Here is a 21724-nt window from a genome sequence, read left to right on the forward strand (position 1 = left end):
GCCCTTGTGTCACACACGTGTCACTAAGAGACCGAGTGCGCCTGCCCTCGCCCCCCGGATGCATGCACGATCCGTGGCCGAAAGTGCGCTGTGTCACTGAAGATGCGGGCAAACAGGGGCGAAACACTCGCTGATCAGGTGCGAGGGACGTCAGGTCGTCCGAGGCCGGAAGCCCTCCGGTGGGTCTTCGCCGAAGACTGCGACCCGGGACAGCCGACAGGCCCCGCACCAGCCGAAACCGGTGGGGGCCTGCGCGGAGTGGCTCCGGTCAGATGAGGCCGAGGCCGCGGACCGCCTCGCGCTCCTCCTCGAGCTCCTTGACGGAGGCGTCGATCCGGGCACGGGAGAACTCGTTGATGTCCAGGCCCTGGACGATGTCGTACTTGCCGTCCTTGGTGGTGACCGGGAAGGAGGAGATGAGGCCCTCCGGGACGCCGTACGAGCCGTCGGACGGGATACCCATGGAGACCCAGTCGCCGTCGGCGGTGCCGTTGACCCACGAGTGGACGTGGTCGATGGCGGCGTTCGCGGCGGAGGCGGCCGACGAGGCGCCACGGGCCTCGATGATGGCCGCGCCGCGCTTGGCGACGGTCGGGATGAAGTCCTCGGCCAGCCACTTCTCGTCGTTCACGACCTCGGCGGCGTTCTTGCCGGCGACCGTGGCGTGGAAGATGTCCGGGTACTGGGTGGCGGAGTGGTTGCCCCAGATGGTGAGCCGCTTGATGTCGGCGACGGTCGAGCCGGTCTTCTTCGCGAGCTGCGTCAGCGCGCGGTTGTGGTCGAGGCGGGTCATGGCCGTGAACCGCTCGGCCGGTACGTCCGGCGCGGCGGCCTGGGCGATCAGGGCGTTGGTGTTGGCCGGGTTGCCGACGACCAGGACCTTGATGTCGTCCGCGGCGTGGGCGTTGATGGCCTGGCCCTGCGGCTTGAAGATGCCGCCGTTGGCCTCGAGGAGGTCACCGCGCTCCATGCCCTTGGTGCGGGGGCGGGCGCCGACGAGCAGCGCGACGTTGGCGCCGTCGAAGGCGACGTTCGGGTCGTCCGAGATCTCGATGCCCTGCAGGAGCGGGAACGCGCAGTCGTCCAGCTCCATGGCGGTGCCCTCGGCAGCCTTGAGCGCCGGGGTGATCTCGAGGAGGCGCAGCTTGACCGGCACGTCCGGGCCGAGCAGCTGACCGGAGGCGATGCGGAAGAGCAGGGCGTAACCGATCTGGCCGGCCGCGCCGGTGACGGTGACGTTCACGGGAGTGCGGGTCATGGCGTTCTCCGTATGACAGCTGGCGGTGGGGCGGTCCCTGCCCCGGACGTCTGATCGATCTCTTGGCGTCAAGAGATCCACCAGCGGTCAGGCTATCGCGCATCCGGTATCTCGCACGGCCGGGTCGGTGTGGCCCACCCCACAACCCGCCCGGCGCCCATGCAAACGGCGGCCGCCCGTCCGGGAGAGGGGGACTGAGGCGGCCGCCGGGGGGAACCGACCGTGCCGGACTCCCGTGGGGGTACGGTTCGCGTGCCCCCGATTCCCCCGGCCATTCCTCCGTCTCCGAAATTCGTTCGGAGCGGTCCGCGACCGGGCCATCCGGCACCGGGGCCGACCCACGCCGACGCCGCGACAGGGACCGAGCCGGCCCACCGGACGCCGGCCGCGAGGCGCCCCGTGACATGCCGACGGGCCGCCCCGCCACCAGTCCGCCTACTACACCGGCTCCAGCGCGGGCAGCACGGGCAGTGGCCTCCTTCGCGGGCAGCAAATCGGCCACGACCGGCAGCACACAGGCCTCGGCGCTGACGAGGCACCCCGCCGGGCCCCCGGACAGCTGACCGGAAGCCACGTCGGCCACCAAGAGCCAGGCTCCCGCCGTACACCCAGCGCGCCCCGCCAAGTCCCGTCAGACGGCCGGAGGACAGACGGCGGACGCCCACGAGCCGCGCCCCGCCGAACCCCACGGCACCCCACCGGACCCCGGGGCAGCCGACCGGAAGCCAGGCCGGCCACCAAGAGCCAGGCTCCCGCCGTACACCCAGCGCGCCCCGCCAAGTCCCGTCAGACGGCCGGAGGACAGACGGCGGACGCCCACGAGCCGCGCCCCGCCGAACCCCACGGCACCCCGCCGGGCCCCGGCCGGCCCTCAGGACGGCGACGCCGCTCTCCTGCTCCGCGCAGCCCTGCCGGGCTACTCCGTGCAGCCCTCCTGGCCCGATGCCAAGGTCGCGCAGGCCTTGGCGTCGGTGGCGTTCTTCACCGCCACCATCGGGGTGTACGCGATCGCGTCGCCGGCGACGGTGATGCTTCCGGTCTGCTTCGCCTTGCCCGCGCTGATCTGGACCTCGTCGCCCTGTGCCGCCTGGGTGACACGGCCCCAGGCCGCCTTGCAGGTCTCGCTGTAGCGGACCTCCACGACGGTGTTGCCGACGGTCGCGGTCTGCGCCGTGGTGACCAGGTCACCACTGCATCCCATGCTCTCCGCGTCCTTGCCGGTGCAGCTGTCGCCGCTGCACTTCACACCGGGCGGCAGGTCCGGGTTCGTGGTGGCGCGCGGCGTGGGCGACTTGGCACCGCCCTTGGCCTCGTCGTCGCCACCGCCACCGGTGAGATAGAACGCGCCGGCGATCACCACGAGTACGCCCACGACACCCGCGAGAAACGTCACGGTCCGCCGCTTGCTCCCGGCGGAGCTCCTCGCCCGGCTCGGGGCGGCGTCCCGCGGCGACCGGTCGTACGAGCCCGCGCCCGCACCCGGCGTCCGCGCAGGCCCGTGGGGCGCGCCGGCGGGAGTGCCGCCATCCGCACCGTGCCGGGACCCGATGCCGCTGCCGATGCCGGCGCCGGCGCCGGTGGAGCGCCCGCCCGACGGCGACGGGCCCTGGTACCCGGCTATGCCCCACGAGTTGACCCCGGCAGCACCGCCCCGGCCGCCGTCCTCCCGCACACCAGCGCTGGTGGAGGAGTCCTGGACCTCGGGCGCCGTCGGCTGCGGCGGCACCGTCGGGGCCACTCCGGCCGGCCCCGCGATACCCGGCGTGACCGTGGCACTGCCGCTCCTGCGGGCGGGCTTGTCGTCACCCCCGGACGCCGACTTGCCGGAAGCCGACTTGCCCGAAGCGGTCTTGCCGCCGGAGGCCGTCGTACCGCCGCTCTTGGAGCCGGCCGAAGGGTCGCCGAAGTCCTGTCCTCCGAACTCCCCGAGCGCGGCGCGCGCCTGGGAGATCCGGATGGCCTCCATCGTCATGTCGTGCCGCATCTCCGAGCGGCTCCAGGCGCGCTCGGCGAGCTCCCACATGGTGGTCAGGTGCAACGGGTTGGTCCCGGTGACCTCGGCCAGAGCCACGATCGCGCCCTTGGGCGCGAGCAGCCGGCCGTTCAGATAGCGCTCCCACGACGTCTTGCTGTAGCCCGTGCGGTCCGCCACCGACGCGATACTCAGACCACTGCGGTCCACGAGTCTGCGCAGCTGGCTGGTGAACTCCCTGATCTGTGGATCGAGCTCATCCGGCAAGGCCCTCCAACGAGGCATTGCTTCCCCCCTCTTCCCCCCGGTCGTGCTGATATTTCCCGCGCTGTTCGCCCCGCGCGTTGGCGGCCTGGGCCGAGTCCCCGTTCTGGTTACCCACAGGGATGCGCACACTCAGGATCTCAGTTCCCTGACTGGGGGCGCACAGAAGCATGGCGACCGCGCGCGATACACCCTGGACCGTCCCGATTGTCCACGCCAAACCCGTTGTCGCACCACTTCGTGCGGAATCCGCCAGAGGAAGTACCGGAACTGTCACTTCCGTGCCACAGCGCACTGACAGCCGTTGAACAGGCCGTTCGCCGTGCAGGAGGGTGGTCCGTGGCGGCGGCCCGTCCTTCCTCGGGGGAGAGGACGGACCGCCGTCCGGTCATCCGCTGGTGACCGTGAAGTGCAGCGTGTCCTTCAGGAACGGGATCTGCAGCCACGGCTCCGGCTGTGCCATCAGCGCCAGCAGGACGATCACCAGGCCCAGCCCGCCGTACGTGACGATGTCCGTGAAGCGGGAGCGGACGGCGAGCATGCCGACGTCCGGCAGCAGCCAGCGCATCACGCCACTGCCCAGCAGGGCGACGCCGATCAGCAGCGTCCCGAGCCGGAACTGGTCGAAGGCGGTCACCAGCAGCCCGAGCCCCACAAGCCCCAGCACGGCGAGCACGGGCCACTGCCGCACCGGCGCGGGCGCGTCCCCGGACACGGCCCGGCCACCGCCCTCGGGCCGCGCGGTGTCCTTGGTGAACAGCGGAAACCGCCGGGTGACCCGCCGCGGCCGCCCCTCGGCGTCGGGCGCGCTGACCGGATCCCGGACGGTGAGGCCGTCCTCGACGCCCCGACCGGCCTCGGCGGCGTCCGCACTCAGACCGGCCCGGGCGCTCTCCACGCTCCCGCCGCCCGCCGCGCTCCGCGCGCTCCGCTCAGCCGACACTGCGCTCCGCCGCCTCGACCACGTTGACGAGCAGCTGGGCGCGGGTCATCGGGCCGACTCCGCCGGGGTTCGGGGAGATCCAGCCGGCGACCTCGGCCACGTCGGGGTGGACGTCGCCCACGATCTTGCCCTCGGCGCTGCGGGAGACGCCGACGTCGAGGACGGCCGCGCCCGGCTTGACGTCCTCGGCGCGGACCAGGTGGGCGGAACCGGCGGCGGCGACGATGATGTCCGCGCGCTTGAGGTGCGCCGACAGATCACGCGTGCCGGTGTGGCACTGGGTCACCGTCGCGTTCTCGCTGCGCCGCGTCAGCAGCAGCGGCATCGGCCGGCCGATGGTCACGCCCCGGCCGACCACCACGACCTCCGCGCCCTTGATCTCCACGCCGTAGCGGCGCAGGAGGGTCAGCACGCCGTTCGGGGTGCAGGGCAGCGGGGCGGGCTCGTTCAGGACGAGGCGGCCGAGGTTCATGGGGTGGAGCCCGTCCGCGTCCTTGTCCGGGTCCATCAGCTCGAGGATGCGGTTCTCGTCGATGCCCTTGGGGAGCGGCAGTTGCACGATGTACCCGGTGCAGGCCGGGTCCTCGTTCAGTTCGCGGACGGCGGCCTCGATCTCCTCCTGCGTGGCCGTCGCGGGCAGCTCCCGCTGGAGGGAGGCGATACCGACCTGCGCGCAGTCGCGGTGCTTGCCCGCGACGTACTTCTGGCTGCCGGGGTCGTCCCCGACCAGGATCGTGCCGAGGCCGGGCGTGACGCCCTTCTCCTTCAGCGCCGCCACGCGGGCGGTCAGATCGGACTTGATCGCGGCTGCGGTGGCCTTGCCATCGAGAATCTGGGCGGTCATGACCCCATCCTCGCGGATGACCCGCCCACGGTTCCAATCCGGCCACAATCCGGGCACCGAGGGCCCCTCCTCCCGTATCCGCCCATGATCAGCGATGTTGCACTTGCACAACACATCGGGAATGCGGCTGGACAAGCCCGTCACCGGTGCAGAACGATGACATGACAAGTGCCGCGGGCAGTTCAACGGGGGGACGGTCGCAATCTGAAGTGGTTCTCCTCCGTGCGGATGCCCCGCGTCGTCCCCGCACTCGGACCAACGGAGGAACATCAGCCATGAGCTACGGCGACCCGAACAACCCCTACGGCGCTCCCCAGGGACAGCCGCAGCAGCCTGGCTACGGCACCCCGCAGCAGGGCCAGGCGCCCGGTTACGGCTACCCGCAGGCCCCTCCGGTGTCCCCCTACGGCGCCGGCCCCGCCGCGCCGACCACGATGGCGGGCTCGGTGAACGCGGCCAAGGTGATGATGTGGGTGATCGTCGGCCTGCAGGCCCTCGGCGTGGTGTTCTTCGCCTTCGCCGCCGTGGCCCTCAACGCCGCCAAGGACGACGAGTCCCTCCAGGACAACGTCGCCTTCCAGGACCTGGTCGGCCAGTCGACCGGCGTGATCTGGGGCTACGTGGTGTTCGGCCTGGCCTGGCTGGTGTTCGCGGCCGTCCTGGCGACCAAGTTCAAGAACGGCGGCAACGGCGCCCGCGTCACCATCATGGTCTTCGCCATCATCACGGCCGTCCTCGGCATCTACCCGTTCGTCATCGTGGGCCTGGTGCACACCGTCCTGGCCATCCTGGTCGCGGTGTTCGTCGGCAACGCCAACGGCAAGGCCTGGTTCAACCGCCCCCGTTACTGAACCGCCCGCGGCGAGCGGACCAGTTCACGCCAATCACATCCAAGGGCCGTGTCTCACCCGTACGAGGGGGGCACGGCCCTGGTGCGTCGCCCTAGTCTGACGGTGGTAGCTGTTCAGGCACGGGGAGAGCACCTTGTACAGCATCATCGTGGTACCTCCGCCGACCACGGAGGACGAGCGAAACCGCACCCAACGCAGACTCGCGCCCGGCGAACGCCTCACCTTCGGCCGGTCCGCGCACGACAACGACCTGCCCATCCCCCACGACGGGGTCTCCCGCCGGGCCGGTGAGATCACCGCGCAGGGCGCCTTCTGGATCCTGAGCAACCTCAGCCGCGAACAGACCTATGTGGTGGAGAACCCGGAGGGCGCGGGCGAACACGTCAAGGTGGCGCCGGGGAGGCTGGACGCGCCGATCCCCTTCGAGTTCTCGCGGATCGTGCTGCCCGCCGCCGGCGACCTGCTGGCGCTGGAGGTATGGGCACCGCGCCACGACTATCTGAGCGGCACGGACGGCCTGGACGGCGCCACGACCGCGCCGGCCTTCTCGGTCGACCGCACCAAGCGCTACTTCACTGTCCTGGCGGCCCTGTGCGAACCGCGCCTGCGCGGCACCCCGCACGCGCCACTGCCCACCGTCGACCAGGTCGCCGAGCGCCTGCGCCCCACCTGGCCGGCCGCCTCCCGCACGGCCGTGCAGTGGAACATCGACTATCTCGCCGTGAAGCTGCGCCTCAAACCGGGCCCGGAGAGCGCGGACACCGGCCCGCGGCTCAACGGCAAGAAGGAGTCCCTGGTCTCCCTGGCGCTCCGCTTCGACCTGGTCCGGGAGGACGACCTGGTCGTCCTGGCCGCCCCGTCGGGCCGGGTGACCCGGTGACCGAGACCTACGCGGTGCCCGTGCCGAAGGGCTACCGGGTCGGCGCCTGGGAGGTGCGCGAGCCGATCGCGACCGGCGCCTTCGGCAGTGTGTACGCCGCCCGGCGCGTCGGTGAGAGCACGCGGCTGCCCCGGACCGCCGCCCTGAAGTTCCTGCCCACCGGCACGGCCACGCCCCGCCGGCTCACCCACCTGCGCGAGCTGATCGAGCGGGAGGTCGAGCTGTACCGGCGGCTCAAGCACCCGCGGCTGGTGCGGATGCACGAGACGCTGACCGTCGACGACCCGGGCCGCCCGGAGCTGGACGGCGCCACCGTCCTCGTCCTGGAGCGGGCCAAGGGCTCCCTGTCCGCCCTGCTCTCGGCGACGCCCCGGCCCGAGGCGGGTCCCGCGCTGCTCGCGCAGATCTGCGAGGGCCTGGCCCAGCTGCACGACGCCGGCTGGGTGCACGGCGACCTGAAGCCGGCCAACGTGCTGCTGATGGAGGACGGTTCGGTCCGGCTGGCCGACTTCAACATGGCGGCCGAGATGGAAGGCACCCACGCCTACACCCCTGCCTTCTCGACCCCCGACTACACGCCGCCCGAGCTCCTGTGGACCGAGATCGGCGAACGAGGCCGCCGGATCCGCCCGTCCGCCGACGTATGGGCCTTCGGCGTCCTCGCCCACCTGGTCCTCACCGACTCCTTCCCGCTGCCCGGCGCCACACCGACGGCCCGCCGCGACGCGGCAGCGGCCTACGCCCGCGGCACCGACGAGCTGCGCCTGTCGCCCGGACTGGCCGACGACTGGCGGCAGATCGTGTCCGCCTGCCTGACCCGCACCCACGAGGACCGCATCGCCGGCGAGGCACTGCTGCGCCGCGTAGAGACGACCTCGGGCAGCGGCCACCGCTCCTTCCGCCTCCCCCGCCTGCGCCCGGCCCGCCGCCGCACCCGCCGTACGACGCTGCTGGCGGCAGGCCTGACCGTCGCCGCCCTCGGCTACGGCATCGCCACCTGGGCCGACCCCGGCGGGGACGACGGCAACGCGCCCGCCGGGACGCGCAAGGTGACAGCCGCCCGTTACGGCGCCTCCGAACTCCGCACCGACAAGGGCGTCCCCGTCGCCTACCGGCGGCTCATCGTCGACTCGGCCCACGACTGCGTCCAGCGGGAGATCACCCCGGCGCTCATCGCCGCGATGCTGAAGGTGGAGAGCGACTTCGACCCCGATCTCTCCGATCCGGACGCCGGCGAGGAGGGCGAGTACGGCATCGCCCGCTGGACCCCGAGCATCCTGCGCTGGTGGATCCGCTCCGACGGCGTCCCCGCGAAGGAGACCCCCGAGCCACCGCTCACCCCTTCCGAGTCCATCCCGGCCATGGCCCGCTACCTCTGCTTCATCGAACCGCGCCTCGAACAAACCGGGTTGTCCGGCGACCGGCGGGTGCTGGTGGCGGCCGCCTACCGGACGTCGGCCAAGACCGTGAACAACGCGGGCGGCGTTCCCCCGAAGTACCGCGACTACGCCGACCGCATCGCCCACTACCTCAAGGAGTACGCCCCGCCCGCGAGGAAGTGACCCTGAGAGTTCCGAGGTACCTCCGTCGTCCCGGTCCCGGCACGGTGGAAGCCGTGCACCCACGGGGTGACACGACCAGCGGTCTCCGGCCCGCTCGGGGGAGGGCCGGAGGCCGCTGCACCGATAGCGCTTTCTCTCACGAACCCTTCACAGACACGCCGTATCAGGCGCAGGGCTTCCTACTCGTTCGAAAACGTCCCCTAACCTGCCCCTCATCGGGCTGAGGGCTGCGCCCCTCGGCGTCGTAGGAGGAGGGGGACGACTCCATGTACAGCGTCATCGTCGTACCACCGACGTGCGCCAGCGCGGACGGGCAGGTCAGGATCGCCGCGGGCGAACGGCTGACGTTCGGCAGGGCCGGCACGGACGGCGGACTCGTGATCGCCCACGAAGGGGTACCCCGGGTCGCCGGGGAGATCACGGCACACCGCTCCTTCTGGCTGCTGAGCAACCTCAGCGAGGACCAGACCTACGTGGTGGAGAACCCGGAGGGCGCGGGAGAACACCTCAAGATCGCGCCGGGCCGTACGGAAGCCCCCGTACCGTTCGAGTTCTCGCGGGTGGTCCTGCCCGCCGCGGGAGACCTGCTCAGCTTCGACGTCTGGGCACCACGCCACGCCTTCCGCAGCGCCGACCGCCGGGGCCTCCCCGGCGCCGCCACGGCACCGGCGTTCGCTCTGGACCGCACCAGCCGGTATTTCGCGGTACTGGCCGCCCTGTGCGAGCCCCGGCTGCGCGGGGAACCGCACGCGTCGCTGCCGGCGGTGGAGCAGTTGGTGGAGCGATTACGTCCGGTCTGGCCGGCGGTCAGCCGCTCGTCCGTCTACTGGAACATCGACTACCTGGCCCTCAAACTCCGCCTGCGCCCCGGCCCCGACACCGCCGAGCCCGGCCTGCGCGTCAACGGCAAGAAGGACTCACTGGTCTCGCTGGCTCTCCGCTTCGACCTGGTCCGCGAAGACGACCTGGGCGTGCTGACCGCGGCACCGCGCGAGGTGGCCGGATGACCGGACAGCAGTCGCACACGGTCCCCGTACCGCAGGGCTACCGCGTGGGGCAGTGGGAGATACGGGAGCCTCTGGCGTCGGGTGCCTTCGCGACCGTGTACGCGGGCAGCGCGACCGGCGAGGCGGATCCGGCCCTGCCCCGCCGGGCCGCCCTGAAGTTCCTGCCGACGGGCACCCGCACCCCGCGCCAACTGCGCCATCTGCGCGAACTGGCCAAGCGGGAAGTGGAGTTGCTGGAGCGGCTCCGCGCACCGCGCCTGATCCGGATGTACGAGACACTGACCGTGGACGACCCGGACCACCCCGAACTCGACGGCGCCACCGTCCTCGTCCTGGAACGCGCCGAAGGCTCCCTGGACGCCCTGCTGGAAGACGACCCGACGCCCGAGTCGGGCCCCGCGCTGCTGTCTCAGGTCTGCGAGGGCCTGCACCAACTGCATCACGCGGGCTGGGTGCACGGCGACCTGAAGCCCGCCAACGTCCTGCTGATGAAAGACGGTTCGGTACGACTGGCCGACTTCAACCTGGCTGCCGAACTCGAAGGCACACACGCGTACGCGCCCGTCTTCGCCACCCCCGACTACACCCCACCGGAACTGTTCTGGGCCGAGATCGATGAGCGGGGCACGCGGATCCGTCCTTCCGCCGACGTCTGGTCCTTCGGCGTCCTCGCACACGTGGTCCTCACGGGCTCCTACCCCTTGCCGGGCAGCAGCACGGAGGCCCGCACCGACGCGGCGATGCGGTACGCGCGAGGCGCGGAGGAACTGCGGCTGTCCCCCGATCTGCCCGACGCGTGGCGGGAGATAGTGCGGGACTGTCTGGCCCCCAAGCACCGGGAACGCGTCACGCACGACACGGCCACGCTCCTGCGCCGCGTGGAGGAGGCGGCGGGCGTCGCCCGCTCGGCCCGTCTGCCGCGCCTGCGCCCCCGCTTCTGGCAGCGGCACCCCGTACTGACATCGGCCCTGGCCACAGTGCTGCTGGCAACGACCGGGACGCTGGGGGCGGGGTACCTGTACGTGAACCAGGACGACGGAGTGCCGGTGTACGCGGCCCTGCCCACGGAGTCGGCGTCAAGAGGGCCCGACGGCCAGCTGGTCTACGGCTACCACCGGTGCCCCGAGGACAGCGTCTGCTTCTTCAGCGAGTACAACGGCAACGGCGACCTGTGCAGCTGGCGCGGCGACGACGCCGACTGGCACTCGGGCGACGAGACCTGCAGATGGGCGGCCAGTGCTCCGGTCCGCTCGATCTTCAACAACGTCGCGGACGAGCGGAAGAACCACGACGTGACCTACTTCCGCGGGGCGGACTTCGAGCCCGCCGGTGCCGACCGCCGCCGTATGGCCCAACGCAGCGGCTGCTCAACCGTGAACTCCATGGGCAACGTGGCGGGCGAGGCCGCACCGCGGTCGCACCGGCTGGTGGACAGCTGCTCGACCAAGTCGACGCTGTGGACGATCCTTTCGCTGTTCGGCTGAAGCCCCCCCGGTCCGCTGACGCATGACACAGCCGGAAGCCCCGCAGGGCCCCCGCGCTGGTGTTCCCACCCGCGCGGGGGCCCTGTTCGTGGCGTCCCTGTGGGGACGGCCGGCCTACCTCACCTCTGTGGTGTAGACCGTGCAGTCGGCGCAGCCCTTGTGTTGCGCCTTGCGGAACTTGCCGCTCGGGCTGGTGAGGGTCTTGCTGGTCGCGCCATGCTTCCAGTCGCCCCAGCTGTCTCCGAGGACGCGGAGCCAGGCGTGGCCCGCGCACGATCCGTCGTTGCCCTTCGCGGTGGTCGCCTTGGTCTTGCTGACCGTACCGGCGTAGGACGTGTTGCAGTTCCTCTGCCAATAGATGAAGTTGCCGTCGTCGGTGATGATCGTGTCCGCGGATGCCGTGGTCGTGGTGAGCATCAAGGCCGCGGCGGTGGCGCCGAGCACTGTCGCGATGCGCCTTCCCATGAGGTTCCTCCCGTTGGTGTGCGGTGCGTCGTGGGTCAGATGCAGGTGCGTCGCTCGTACGAGGCGGCCTTCCAGCCGCCGTCCAGGTAGAACCCGTGCCGCCCGTGCTCATTGCGCCGCACAGTGAAGTCGTGCACGAGGCCGTCGTACTTGAGCTCCAGCCGCTTGCCGCTCGCGGTGCTGCCGGAGACGAACTTCAGCCGGCCGGCGGCCTTGGTGAAGGTGCCTCGGTCGGCCTTCTGGCTCGTGGGTATCCCCCAGCGGGACTGGAGCTTCCCGGTTTGCCATGCGGTCTTGCTGCCGAAGGCGCCGTCGACCTCGGAGTTCGTGAGCAGGCCCTCCGCCCACAGGACCTTCTGCCACAGACAGGCGGCATTGGACCGCGGGTAGTAGTTGGCGTGCACCGTCTCGTCGGACCAGTCGTCGCGGTACCCGCCGGCACCGCTGACATAGCCGTCGGAGACGGCTGCAGAGGCGGGCAGCGCGCCCACGGCCAGGGTGGCCCCGAGGGCGGTGCCCAGAACGGCGATGGCCAGGCGAGGTCTGGCAGTACGGATGGTCATGTGGTCCCTTCCCCGTTGATGTTCCGGAAGCCACTGTGGCGGCGGACGGTGTGGGCCGGAACCTAGAAGGTTGCAGGTACGCCGGCTCGCGGTGACTCCGCAGAATGTCCGTGCGCTTGGGACCACCAGGCGCACGACCACTGGAGCAGCATCCGGGGGAGAGGGATCGCCATGGGAATTCGAGTCAGGCTGGGCGCCGTTGTCGCTGCCGTCGGAACAGTCATGCTCGCCGCCGCGCCCGCGTCGGCCGGCGAGGACACCATCGAGCGCACCTGCGACGGCCGCGTGACCCGTTACGACGCCTACAGCAGCCGCACGCTGGCCTACACCCAGAAGACGGGCACCTCCTGCGACGGGCACGCCTGGGTCCGGGTCAAGACGAGCGGCGGGTGGACGAACTGGGTCCACAACGAGAAGAAGGCCACCATCAAGAATTCCACGGGAAACTACAAGGCATCCGAGCACAAGGGCTGCGCCGACTGCAAGGTCTACATCCTCTATCCCTGACCTCGTGAACCACCTGGGGCGCCCCGCGATCCTCGCCGTAGTTCATTCTGTTCACGGAGCTGCAGCCGGCGGCCTCGCCGTGGACGGCGAGGTGGGACCCAGCACCCGGGCGGCGCCGCGTGGTTCGACGTAGGTGTCGAGCCGGTGCGGCACCGCCCGGGTGAGGTGTCCTCAGTGGAAGAAGTGCCGCGTCCCCGTGAAGTACATCGTGATGCCGGCCTTCTGCGCGGCCTCCACGACCAGTTCGTCGCGGACCGATCCGCCGGGCTGGACGATGGCCTTGACGCCCGCGGCGCCCAGGACGTCGATGTTGTCGGGGAACGGGAAGAACGCGTCCGACGCGACGTACGAGCCCCGGGCCCGCTCCTCCCCGGCCCGCTCCACCGCAAGCTTGCAGGAGTCGACACGGTTGACCTGCCCCATGCCGACGCCCACCGAGGCGCCGTCCTTGGCGAGCAGGATCGCGTTGGACTTCACCGCGCGGCAGGCCTTCCAGGCGAAGGCGAGCTGCTGGAGCTCGTCGGCGTCCAGCGCCTCGCCGGTCGCCAGCGTCCAGTTGGCCGGGTCGTCACCCTCGGCCTGGAGCCGGTCCGTCACCTGGAGCAGGGCGCCGCCGTCGATCGGCTTGACCTCGACGGGAGCTGAGGGGCCGTCGGGGCAGCGCAGCACGCGGATGTTCTTCTTCTTGGTGAGGGCCTCCAAGGCCCCCTCCTCGTAGCCGGGCGCGACGATGACCTCGGTGAAGATCTCGGCGACCTGCTCGGCCATCTCCTTGCTGACCGGGCGGTTGACCGCGATCACGCCGCCGAACGCCGACAGCGGGTCGCAGGCGTGCGCCTTGCGGTGCGCCTCGGCGACGTCCCCGGCGACCGCGATCCCGCAGGGGTTGGCGTGCTTGATGATCGCGACGCACGGCTCGGCGTGGTCGTACGCGGCACGGCGGGCGGCGTCCGTGTCCGTGTAGTTGTTGTACGACATCTCCTTGCCGTGCAGCTGCTCGGCCTGGGCGAGGCCGCCGCCCTCCGGGGAGACGTACAGCGCGGCCGGCTGGTGCGGGTTCTCGCCGTAGCGCAGGGTGTGCTCGCGCTCCCAGGTGGCGCCGAGGAAGTCGGGGAAACGCGACTCGTCGACGGGCGCGTAGGAGGAGGCGAACCAGGAGGCGACGGCGACGTCGTAGGCGGCCGTGTGCTGGAAGGCCTCGGCGGCGAGCCGCTTGCGGGTGTCGAGGTCGAAGCCGCCGCTCTGCACGGCGGACAGGACGTCGGCGTAGCGGGCCGGGCTGGTGACGACCGCGACGGAGGGGTGGTTCTTGGCGGCGGCGCGGACCATCGACGGCCCGCCGATGTCGATCTGCTCGACGCACTCGTCGGGCGAGGCACCCGAGGCGACGGTCTCGCGGAACGGGTAGAGGTTGACGACGACCAGGTCGAACGGCTCGACGCCCAACTCGGCGAGCTGCCGCTGGTGGTCCTCGAGGCGCAGGTCGGCGAGGATGCCAGCGTGGACCCTGGGGTGCAGGGTCTTGACGCGGCCGTCCAGGCACTCGGGGAAGCCCGTGAGTTCCTCGACCTTGGTGACGGGGACGCCGGCAGCGGCGATCTTCGCGGCGGTGGAGCCGGTGGAGACGAGTTCGACCCCGGCCTCGTGGAGCCCGCGCGCGAGGTCCTCGAGCCCGGTCTTGTCGTAGACGCTGACGAGCGCCCGGCGAAGGGGCCGCTTGTTGCTCTCGGCGGTCACTGGATAACTACCTTTCGTCCCTCAATGCGATGGCCGTTGCGGGCGAGCCGCCCCACGACCTCGACGAGCAGCCTTCGCTCGACGTCCTTGATGCGCTCGTGCAGAGCGCTCTCGTCGTCCTCGTCCCGGATCTCGACCACGCCCTGGGCGATGATCGGGCCGGTGTCGACGCCGTCGTCGACGAAGTGGACGGTGCAGCCGGTGACCTTGGCGCCGTACGCGAGCGCGTCCCGCACGCCGTGGGCTCCCGGGAAACTGGGCAGCAGGGCGGGATGCGTGTTGACGAACCGCCCGCCGAACCGCGCGAGGAACTCCTTGCCGACGATCTTCATGAAGCCGGCGGAGATGACGAGGTCGGGCTCGAAGGCCGCGACGGCCTCGGCGAGGGCGGTGTCCCACTCCTCGCGGCTCCCGTGGTCCTTGACCTTGCGGACGAAGGTCGGCAGCCCGGCACGCTCGGCGCGCGCCAGCCCCTCGATGCCCTCGCGGTCGGCGCCGACGGCCACGACCTCGGCTCCGTACGCCTGCGCACCGGTGGCGGCGATCTCGTCGAGGAGCGCCTGCAGGTTGGTGCCGGATCCGGAGACCAGCACGACGAGGCGCTTGGCGCGCGGGGCCACGGGCTTGGCGGCCACGGTGGGGGCCTTTCTCGGGGAAGCGTCTGTCCAGGCGGCCGGACTGTGGCGTTTGTACATTCATACGAATGCTTCGGGCTCCCGGATACGGGGAAGCCTACGAACCGGCCGACCGTCAGCAACGATACCGGCACACCGGACGGCCCCCACGGGACGGGGGCGTGGCCGGAAGGTAGCGTCTGGGCGGAGCCGGTTCGGGAACGCCGTCCGGGCGTGGTGCGTTCAGGAGGGTGACGGAGCCGGTCCCGACGCCGCACCGACTTCTGTTCGTCCAGTCCTGATCCCCCAGTCCCACTCACCGCCTACTCACCGTCCTACTCACCAACGGGAAGACGCTCACTTGATGCCGGACCGCAGCCTGCGACTCCTCACGTTCCCCCCGCCGTCGGCACAGGGAGGGGAGCGCGGCGCCGTGCTGCTGCGGGAGCGCCCCAGCTCACCGCCCGACGCGCCGTCGGACGGCTCCGGCGGGGACGGGCGAGGGCGCGGCTCCCAGGAGGACAACCCCTTCGCCCCGCCGCCCGAGGGCACCCCGGACCGGCCCTGGCAGCCGCGCCGCCCGTCGGGCGACGACTCCCAGGAGGGCGGCGAGGGCGGCGACCGCGCGCCGTGGGGCAGTCAGTGGAGCGACCGGCAGCCCGGCCGCTCCCCCGACGGCTTCGGCGACCGCCCCCGCGGCGGCCCCGAGGGCCAGGGCCCCCAGGGCGGCCCGAACCCGCGCTGGGACCCGACGGACCCCTCCCAGCGCCGTGCGCGCTACGCCCTGCTGTCGGGCATGTGGGCCTTCTTCTTCGCCCTGTTCAGCTGGCCGTACGTGGCGCTGCTGCTCGGCGCGCTCGCCCTCTACTGGGGCATCAGCGCGCTGCGCGCCAAGCCCCGCAGGTCCGACCCGGACTCCCCGGCCGCCGAGCAGCCGGGCCGCCCCCAGACGACCGCCGCGGTCAGCGGCCTGGTCACGGCGTCCCTGGCGATCGCCCTGGTCGCCGCGTCCTTCACGGCGCAGCTGGTCTACCGCGACTACTACACGTGCACCAACGACGCCCTCACCAACCAGGCCGAGCAGTCCTGTACGAAGCTGCTGCCGGAGGAGCTGCGGGGGCTGCTGGGGACGAACGGCTGAGGCGGTCCCGCCCCCGTCAGGTGCTGTCGGAGCCTCGAGCGGGGTCGGCCGGCAGGAAGTCGTAGGGCTCGTAACCGGCGTCGTCGTCCTGGTCTCGCAGGCCGTACGGGGCGTCGTACTCGAAGGGTGCGTAGGGGGCGTAGGGCAGGTCCGTTGCGGGGTCCGGGGTGCGCGGTGCCGTAGTCCCGTCCGGCGACGAGGCGTGGCGTCCGGCGATTCCCGCACCCTTGACGTCCTTGGCGTCCCGGGCGGCTCCGGCACCCTTGGCGTTCCTGGCATCCCGGGCGGCTCCGGCATCCCGGACGGCTTCGGCACCCTTGGCGTTCCTGGCGCCCCGGGCGGCTCCGGTATCCCCGGCCCCCTTGGCGCTCTTGGTGCCCCAGCCAGCTCCGGCATCCCCGGCAACCTTGGCGCCCCAGGCAGCTCCGGCATCCTCGGCTTCCCCGGCGGTTCCTGTGCCCCCGGCGCCCGAGGCGCGTCCGGCCCGCCCGGTTCCTCCGGCGGCTCCGGTGACTCCGGCGGCTCCGGTGCGCGTGAACGAACCGCCCCGGCGTCGCATCCTCCCGGCCTTGCGGGCGCTCTCGGCCGTCTCCTCACGCTGCCTGCCGATCACCGGCTCCTCCGCGCGGGGTGACCGGCACCGCCAGATCCCCACCCCCACCGCCGTGGGGACCGCCACCAGCATCAGCCACGCCAGGGTCGCGGCGCCCACCTGCCACCACACCGGCCCGAAGCGGGCCAGCACGGCGCCCCCGAGCGGCCCGCCCGCGAGCGCGGCGAGCCCCGCGAGCACGGCCGCGCACAGCAGCGCCGCCAGAGCGGCGGCACAGGCGCCGCGCCACGGCGACCAGCCGACGCCCCGCCCGCCGCCCGTCTTCGTCCCGCCGCCCTCTCCGGGGGCCGCACCCTTCACCACGGTCCGGCCCACCACCACCCCGGCGACCACCGGCACGGCCCCGGCCGCCCAGTGCACCAACGCCCCCTGCCCCGCCTCCGGCACCGCCGCCAGCAGCGGAAACGTCGGCAGGAACGGCGGCGGCGCGGAGGACAACGGGCCGACGACGTGGCCGGCGCCGAGGACGAAGCCGGGACCCAGGGCATACGAGGCACCCCACACCGCCGCGTTCGGCACCAGGGCCGCGCACAGCAGCAGGACCGCGAACCGCCCCGACCACCCCTCGGTCAGCCGGAGCAACGACGCCTGTGCCTCCGTGCCGTGCACCACCAGCGACACCGCCACCACCAGCGCGCCGCCCCCGAGAAGCACCGCCACTCCGGCCGCCACGGCCCGGGCGGCGACACCCGGGCGCCCGTCCGGGCCGTGGAGCAGCAGCCGCAGGCCCACCGGCAGGACCCGCAGCAGCCGCCGCAGCGGACCGCCCGGACGGCCGTACGCCGACCACACACCCACTCCCGCCACCACGGCGGCGACCAGCGGCACGTACACCCCCGTCCACAGCCACGACGGGCGCAGCACACCGCCGGCGGCGAACAGCGCGGCGGGCAGGGCGACGGCCAGGTAGCCGAGGACGACGCCCGTCCACGCCGTACGGGCGGCGACCAGCGGCGGTCCCGCGCCCTTGAATCCCTCGATGCCCGCGACATCCTCGATGTCCTCGAAGCCGTCGGCGTCGTCCTTCCCCTCCCCCGCCCCGCCGTCCGTGGCGTCGCGTGCCGCCCGGAGCAGCAGCCACACGGGCAACGCGAGCAGGAGCAGCGGCGAGATGCCCACCGGGGCGGGGACGCCGGAGAGCGTGTCGACGCGGACCAGCTCGGCTCCGTGGGCCAGCAGCCACAGCGCCGCCGTGACGTGCAGCACGCCGCCCGGCCCGCTGTCGGGGTACGGGGAGGTGATCCACAGCATCATCACCAGCACGGCGAACCACGCGAGCCCCAGGCCCGCCGCCACCGCACCACTCACAAGGGCGTCGCCCAGTCCGGGCGAACGGTCCCGCACCCGGGTGAGCAGGAGCGCCAACAGACGTCGGCGAGCGGTCATCTTGATCACGACCGCCATGCTCCCAACGACACGCGCTTTCCCGTCGTAACAGGCGAACCATCGTTGTGTCGCTCAATATACGTTTATGTACTTTTCCGTACGGAGGGGCGCCCTGTGACGCAGAGCCCTGCCCTCCCGCTGCCTCCGCCGAAGGAACGCCGACGCCTGCGCGAGGCCGCCTCGCTGACGCGGGCTCAGCTGGCTTCCCGGGTGGGCGTCACCAGCGAGACGGTGCGCGGATGGGAGACCGGCCGCGCCACGCCGCGCGGCCGGAAGGGGGAGAAGTACGCGAGGCTGCTGAACTCACTGGATACGGAGCGGGAGGTGACGGAGCCTCACGTGAGCGTCACCACGAGCGACCGAGGCAGGGCCTCCGCCCCGGGCAGGAGTGCCAGGAGCCGCCCGCCGGCCAGGGACCGGGACCGCACCCGTCTCGCCGACCGGGGCCACACCCCCGTCCCCGACCGCGGCCGCACCACCGCCCGCGTCACCCTCGCCGACCGCAGCCGGGCCCCCGGCCGTGCGAAGACCCCGTACCGGCCGGACGAGGCGACCTCCGCTCCGGCCCCTGAACAGGCCTTCGACGCGCTGTACGCCTTCTGTGCCCCCGCGCTGGTCCGGCAGACCTACCTGCTGTCCGGGCGCCGCGAGCTGGCCCGGGAGTCCGTCGAGCGGGCCTTTCAGATCGCCTGGCAGCGCTGGCCCGAGGTGGCCCGCGACCGGGACCCGGCGGGCTGGGTGCGCGCGGTGGCGTACGAGTGCGCGCTCTCCCCTTGGCACCGGCTCCGTCCCCGCTACCGGCACCCCGAGCCGCCGCCGCCCGACGCGTTCGACCGCGCGCTGATGGACACCCTGCTGAGGCTCCCGCCCTCGTACCGCCGCACGCTGCTGCTGTACGACGGCGTCGGTCTGGGCCTGCCGGAGACGGCGGCGGAGACGGAGGCGAGCACCCGCGCGGCCGTGAACCGGCTGATGCACGCGCGTGAGGCGGTCGCCGAGCGGCTGCCGGAGCTGGCGGACCCGGAGGTCCTGCACTGGCGGCTGGTCGAACTCGCCTCCACCGAGCGGCTGCGGGCCGCCAAGCCACTGGTGGTGCGGCAGGCCGGGGAGCGCCGGGCCCGCCTCTGGACCCGGGCCGCCATCGCCTTCACGGCCCTGCTGATCGGAACCACGGTGCTCACCGTGCGCACGGCCCCGACGCGCTACGAGCCGCCCGTACCGCCGGGCGCGTCCGTCCAGGGCGTGCCGCCACCGGTCGCGCCCGGACCGCTGTCGGAGTCGGAGCGGGACCTGCGGACCAAGCTGCGCAAGGAACAGCAACGGGGGCCGGACCGGCTGATGCCGCAGCCGCGGTGAGCAGCTTTGGTGAAACGGCGGTGGGCCCGCCCCCGTACAGGGAGCGGGCCCACTGCTGAGCCGTGAGGCGCTGCTCAGCCGGCGAGGATGGCGCGGGCCAGCTTCGCCGTCTCGGTCGGGGTCTTGCCGACCTTGACGCCGGCGGCCTCGAGGGCCTCCTTCTTCGCGGCGGCCGTGCCGGAGGAGCCGGAGACGATGGCGCCGGCGTGGCCCATGGTCTTGCCCTCGGGCGCGGTGAAGCCCGCGACGTAGCCGACGACCGGCTTCTTCACGTTCTCCTTGATGAAGGCCGCGGCCCGCTCCTCGGCGTCGCCGCCGATCTCACCGATCATCACGATCAGGTCGGTGTCGGGGTCGGCCTCGAACGCGGCGAGCGCGTCGATGTGGGTCGTGCCGATGACCGGGTCGCCACCGATGCCGACGGCCGAGGAGAAGCCGATGTCACGCAGCTCGTACATCATCTGGTACGTCAGCGTGCCGGACTTCGAGACCAGACCGATGCGGCCCGGCTTGGTGATGTCGCCCGGGATGATGCCGGCGTTCGACTGGCCCGGCGTGATGAGGCCGGGGCAGTTCGGGCCGATGATGCGGGTCTTGTTGCCCTGGGACACGGCGTAGGCGTAGAACGCGGCCGAGTCGTGGACGGCGATGCCCTCGGTGATGACGACCGCGAGCGGGATCTCGGCGTCGATGGCCTCGACGACGGCGGCCTTGGCGAAGGCCGGCGGGACGAAGAGGACGGATACGTTGGCGCCCGTCTTCTCGATCGCCTCGGCGACCGTGCCGAAGACCGGGATGTCGTTGCCGTCGATGTCGACGGACGTGCCCGCCTTGCGCGGGTTCACGCCACCGACGATGTTCGTGCCGTCGGCCAGCATGAGCTTGGTGTGCTTCATGCCCGTGGCACCGGTCATGCCCTGGACGATGACCTTGCTGTCCTTGTTGAGGAAGATAGCCATGGCTGTTTAGTCCCTCGTCCCTTACTTCGCAGCCGCGAGCTCGGCGGCCTTGTCGGCCGCTCCGTCCATGGTGTCCACACGCTGCACCAGCGGGTGGTTGGCGTCGGAGAGGATCTTGCGCCCGAGCTCCGCGTTGTTGCCGTCCAGTCGGACGACCAGGGGCTTGGTGACGTCCTCGCCCTTGTCCTTGAGCAGCTGCAGCGCCTGGACGATGCCGTTGGCGACCTCGTCACAGGCGGTGATGCCACCGAAGACGTTGACGAAGACGGACTTGACGTCCGGGTCGCCGAGGATGATCTCCAGGCCGTTCGCCATGACGGCGGCGGAGGCGCCACCACCGATGTCGAGGAAGTTGGCGGGCTTGACGCCACCGTGCGCCTCACCGGCGTACGCGACGACGTCCAGGGTGCTCATGACGAGACCCGCGCCGTTGCCGATGATGCCGACCTCGCCGTCGAGCTTGACGTAGTTGAGGTTCTTCTCCTTGGCGGCGGCCTCGAGCGGGTTGGCCGCGTCCTTGTCCTGGAGGGCCTCGTGCTCCGGCTGACGGAACTCGGCGTTCTCGTCCAGGGAGACCTTGCCGTCCAGGGCGATGACGTCACCGGAGGCGACCTTGGCCAGCGGGTTGACCTCGACCAGGAGGGCGTCCTCCTCGACGAAGGTCTTCCACAGGGTGACGAGGATGTTCGCGACCTGGTCGGCGACCTCGGCCGGGAAGTTCGCGGCCTCGACGATCTCGCGGGCCTTCTCGGGGGTCACACCCTCGTTGGCGTCGATCGGCGTCTTGGCGACGGCCTCGGGGCGGGTCTCCGCCACCTCCTCGATCTCCATACCGCCCTCGACGGACGCGATGGAGAGGAAGGTGCGGTTGGCACGGTCCAGGAGGAAGGAGACGTAGTACTCCTCCAGGATCTCCGGAGCCGTCTCGGCGATCATCACCTTGTGGACCGTGTGGCCCTTGATGTCCATGCCGAGGATGTTGGTCGCGTGCTCGACCGCCTCGTCGGTGGTCGCCGCCAGCTTCACGCCGCCGGCCTTGCCACGGCCGCCGACCTTCACCTGGGCCTTGACGACGGACTTGCCACCGAGGCGCTCGGTGGCTGCGCGGGCCGCCTCAGGCGTGTCGATGACTTCACCGGCCAGCACCGGTACATCGTGCTTGGCGAAGAGGTCCCTCGCCTGGTACTCGAACAGGTCCACGCGCTTCCGTCCCTATCAGTGATCTCGCGGTTCGTTGTCTGCGTGGGCGTGCCGCGAGGGCAACGTGACGTCCGCCGTCTGTCAGTCACAAGGGAGGCGCACACGGTGTCCGAGCGCG

The 21724-nt window shown here is 71.8% G+C and carries 19 protein-coding genes; 8 read left to right on the forward strand and 11 right to left on the reverse strand.

All coding sequences use genetic code 11. From position 1 onward, the window contains the following. Positions 1 to 268: 268 nt before the first annotated feature. The 4 genes from OG542_RS15180 to OG542_RS15195 form a co-directional block, all read right to left on the reverse strand. Entirely contained in the window at positions 269 to 1258 is a 990-nt protein-coding gene (locus tag OG542_RS15180) for a malate dehydrogenase (RefSeq protein WP_261683108.1), read from the reverse strand. 916 nt (positions 1259 to 2174) lie between these two features. Continuing rightward, a complete protein-coding gene (locus tag OG542_RS15185; RefSeq protein WP_328411391.1) occupies positions 2175 to 3497 on the reverse strand; it encodes an XRE family transcriptional regulator in 1323 nt (440 codons plus the stop codon). A gap of 385 nt (positions 3498 to 3882) precedes the next feature. Further along, entirely contained in the window at positions 3883 to 4371 is a 489-nt protein-coding gene (locus tag OG542_RS15190; protein WP_328417925.1) for a DUF3017 domain-containing protein, read from the reverse strand. Between the two features lie 55 nt (positions 4372 to 4426). After that, complete coding sequence (locus OG542_RS15195; RefSeq protein ID WP_193481612.1) at positions 4427 to 5281, reverse strand: bifunctional methylenetetrahydrofolate dehydrogenase/methenyltetrahydrofolate cyclohydrolase; 855 nt, start codon at positions 5279 to 5281, stop codon at positions 4427 to 4429. A gap of 275 nt (positions 5282 to 5556) precedes the next feature. Between OG542_RS15195 and OG542_RS15200 the strand changes: the two genes are divergently transcribed. From OG542_RS15200 to OG542_RS15220, 5 genes are all read left to right on the forward strand, one after another. Then, positions 5557 to 6132 (forward strand): hypothetical protein, encoded by a 576-nt coding sequence (locus tag OG542_RS15200; RefSeq protein ID WP_328411393.1) that lies wholly within the window; start codon positions 5557 to 5559, stop codon positions 6130 to 6132. A 133-nt stretch (positions 6133 to 6265) separates the two neighbouring features. Further along, positions 6266 to 7012, forward strand: coding sequence for an FHA domain-containing protein (locus OG542_RS15205; protein ID WP_328411395.1), 747 nt, complete (start codon positions 6266 to 6268; stop codon positions 7010 to 7012). Beyond that, entirely contained in the window at positions 7009 to 8574 is a 1566-nt protein-coding gene (locus OG542_RS15210; protein WP_328411397.1) for a protein kinase domain-containing protein, read from the forward strand. Before OG542_RS15205 ends, OG542_RS15210 begins: the two co-directional genes overlap by 4 nt. Before the next feature lie 266 nt (positions 8575 to 8840). Further along, positions 8841 to 9581: an FHA domain-containing protein gene (locus OG542_RS15215; protein WP_328411399.1), complete on the forward strand. Its 741-nt coding sequence runs from the start codon at positions 8841 to 8843 to the stop codon at positions 9579 to 9581. Next, a complete protein-coding gene (locus tag OG542_RS15220; protein WP_328411401.1) occupies positions 9578 to 11065 on the forward strand; it encodes a serine/threonine-protein kinase in 1488 nt (495 codons plus the stop codon). Before OG542_RS15215 ends, OG542_RS15220 begins: the two co-directional genes overlap by 4 nt. Before the next feature lie 114 nt (positions 11066 to 11179). Here OG542_RS15220 and OG542_RS15225 read toward each other — a convergent pair whose 3' ends face one another. Both OG542_RS15225 and OG542_RS15230 read right to left on the reverse strand, forming a co-directional pair. Further along, the gene (locus tag OG542_RS15225) at positions 11180 to 11530 is read right to left on the reverse strand and encodes a hypothetical protein (RefSeq protein ID WP_311127373.1); all 351 of its coding nucleotides are present in this window, start codon (positions 11528 to 11530) and stop codon (positions 11180 to 11182) included. Between the two features lie 35 nt (positions 11531 to 11565). Then, positions 11566 to 12093 carry a Tat pathway signal protein gene (locus tag OG542_RS15230; protein WP_328411403.1) on the reverse strand — a complete coding sequence of 176 codons (528 nt, stop codon included), beginning with the start codon at positions 12091 to 12093 and terminating at the stop codon, positions 11566 to 11568. A 171-nt stretch (positions 12094 to 12264) separates the two neighbouring features. Here OG542_RS15230 and OG542_RS15235 point away from each other — a divergent pair, with 171 nt between their 5' ends. Beyond that, the gene (locus tag OG542_RS15235; RefSeq protein WP_311127371.1) at positions 12265 to 12600 is read left to right on the forward strand and encodes a hypothetical protein; all 336 of its coding nucleotides are present in this window, start codon (positions 12265 to 12267) and stop codon (positions 12598 to 12600) included. 171 nt (positions 12601 to 12771) lie between these two features. Here OG542_RS15235 and purH read toward each other — a convergent pair whose 3' ends face one another. Together purH and purN are read right to left on the reverse strand one after the other, a co-directional pair. Further along, a complete protein-coding gene (gene purH, locus OG542_RS15240; RefSeq protein ID WP_328411405.1) occupies positions 12772 to 14337 on the reverse strand; it encodes a bifunctional phosphoribosylaminoimidazolecarboxamide formyltransferase/IMP cyclohydrolase in 1566 nt (521 codons plus the stop codon). Next, positions 14334 to 14972 (reverse strand): phosphoribosylglycinamide formyltransferase, encoded by a 639-nt coding sequence (gene purN / locus OG542_RS15245; protein ID WP_311127369.1) that lies wholly within the window; start codon positions 14970 to 14972, stop codon positions 14334 to 14336. The genes purH and purN overlap by 4 nt, the downstream gene beginning before the upstream one ends. A 343-nt stretch (positions 14973 to 15315) precedes the next feature. On the opposite strand from purN, the gene OG542_RS15250 reads away from it, so the two are divergent. Beyond that, the gene (locus tag OG542_RS15250; protein WP_328411407.1) at positions 15316 to 16092 is read left to right on the forward strand and encodes a hypothetical protein; all 777 of its coding nucleotides are present in this window, start codon (positions 15316 to 15318) and stop codon (positions 16090 to 16092) included. A 16-nt stretch (positions 16093 to 16108) separates the two neighbouring features. Here OG542_RS15250 and OG542_RS15255 read toward each other — a convergent pair whose 3' ends face one another. Further along, the gene (locus tag OG542_RS15255; RefSeq protein ID WP_328411409.1) at positions 16109 to 18109 is read right to left on the reverse strand and encodes a cell division protein PerM; all 2001 of its coding nucleotides are present in this window, start codon (positions 18107 to 18109) and stop codon (positions 16109 to 16111) included. A gap of 96 nt (positions 18110 to 18205) precedes the next feature. On the opposite strand from OG542_RS15255, the gene OG542_RS15260 reads away from it, so the two are divergent. Continuing rightward, the gene (locus OG542_RS15260) at positions 18206 to 19447 is read left to right on the forward strand and encodes a helix-turn-helix domain-containing protein (RefSeq protein ID WP_328411411.1); all 1242 of its coding nucleotides are present in this window, start codon (positions 18206 to 18208) and stop codon (positions 19445 to 19447) included. 74 nt (positions 19448 to 19521) lie between these two features. Here OG542_RS15260 and sucD read toward each other — a convergent pair whose 3' ends face one another. Both sucD and sucC read right to left on the reverse strand, forming a co-directional pair. After that, positions 19522 to 20406 carry a succinate--CoA ligase subunit alpha gene (gene sucD / locus OG542_RS15265; RefSeq protein ID WP_193481601.1) on the reverse strand — a complete coding sequence of 295 codons (885 nt, stop codon included), beginning with the start codon at positions 20404 to 20406 and terminating at the stop codon, positions 19522 to 19524. Between the two features lie 21 nt (positions 20407 to 20427). Then, positions 20428 to 21606 (reverse strand): ADP-forming succinate--CoA ligase subunit beta, encoded by a 1179-nt coding sequence (gene sucC / locus OG542_RS15270; RefSeq protein ID WP_193481600.1) that lies wholly within the window; start codon positions 21604 to 21606, stop codon positions 20428 to 20430. Positions 21607 to 21724: the final 118 nt, after the last annotated feature.

This window comes from Streptomyces violaceus (genome assembly GCF_036014075.1).
Classification (GTDB): domain Bacteria; phylum Actinomycetota; class Actinomycetes; order Streptomycetales; family Streptomycetaceae; genus Streptomyces; species Streptomyces violaceus.

Coding starts and splice junctions, on each gene's coding strand:
- OG542_RS15180 (WP_261683108.1), bottom strand. CDS start 1,258: ATGACCCGCACTCCCGTGAACGTCACCGTCACCGGCGCGGCCGGCCAG.
- OG542_RS15195 (WP_193481612.1), bottom strand. CDS start 5,281: ATGACCGCCCAGATTCTCGATGGCAAGGCCACCGCAGCCGCGATCAAG.
- OG542_RS15200 (WP_328411393.1), top strand. CDS start 5,557: ATGAGCTACGGCGACCCGAACAACCCCTACGGCGCTCCCCAGGGACAG.
- OG542_RS15215 (WP_328411399.1), top strand. CDS start 8,841: ATGTACAGCGTCATCGTCGTACCACCGACGTGCGCCAGCGCGGACGGG.
- OG542_RS15220 (WP_328411401.1), top strand. CDS start 9,578: ATGACCGGACAGCAGTCGCACACGGTCCCCGTACCGCAGGGCTACCGC.
- OG542_RS15225 (WP_311127373.1), bottom strand. CDS start 11,530: ATGGGAAGGCGCATCGCGACAGTGCTCGGCGCCACCGCCGCGGCCTTG.
- OG542_RS15230 (WP_328411403.1), bottom strand. CDS start 12,093: ATGACCATCCGTACTGCCAGACCTCGCCTGGCCATCGCCGTTCTGGGC.
- OG542_RS15235 (WP_311127371.1), top strand. CDS start 12,265: ATGGGAATTCGAGTCAGGCTGGGCGCCGTTGTCGCTGCCGTCGGAACA.
- OG542_RS15250 (WP_328411407.1), top strand. CDS start 15,316: ATGCCGGACCGCAGCCTGCGACTCCTCACGTTCCCCCCGCCGTCGGCA.
- OG542_RS15255 (WP_328411409.1), bottom strand. CDS start 18,109: ATGGCGGTCGTGATCAAGATGACCGCTCGCCGACGTCTGTTGGCGCTC.
- sucD (WP_193481601.1), bottom strand. CDS start 20,406: ATGGCTATCTTCCTCAACAAGGACAGCAAGGTCATCGTCCAGGGCATG.